Genomic DNA, 540 nt, shown 5'->3' on the forward strand with positions numbered 1-540 from the left:
GGAGGCAGCAGTGGGGAATATTGCACAATGGGCGCAAGCCTGATGCAGCCATGCCGCGTGTGTGAAGAAGGCCTTCGGGTTGTAAAGCACTTTCAGTCGTGAGGAAGGTGGTAGTGTTAATAGCRCTATCATTTGACGTTAGCGACAGAAGAAGCACCGGCTAACTCCGTGCCAGCAGCCGCGGTAATACGGAGGGTGCGAGCGTTAATCGGAATTACTGGGCGTAAAGCGCATGCAGGTGGTTTGTTAAGTCAGATGTGAAAGCCCGGGGCTCAACCTCGGAACTGCATTTGAAACTGGCAGACTAGAGTAGCTGTAGAGGGGGTAGAATTCAGGTGTAGCGGTGAAATGCGTAGAGATCTGAAGGAATACCGGTGGCGAAGGCGGCCCCCTGGACAGATACTGACACTCAGATGCGAAAGCGTGGGGAGCAAACAGGATTAGATACCCTGGTAGTCCACGCTGTAAACGATGTCTACTTGGAGGTTGTGGCCTTGAGCCGTGGCTTTCGGAGCTAACGCGTTAAGTAGACCGCCTGGG

Annotated in this window: 1 rRNA gene; it reads left to right on the forward strand. The window is 53.8% G+C overall.

Annotated elements, in window-relative coordinates:
• Positions 1 to 540 (forward strand): 16S ribosomal RNA (locus tag CIK04_RS31310); the annotation flags it as partial.

The sequence above is a fragment of the Vibrio sp. 03_296 genome (assembly GCF_002265885.1).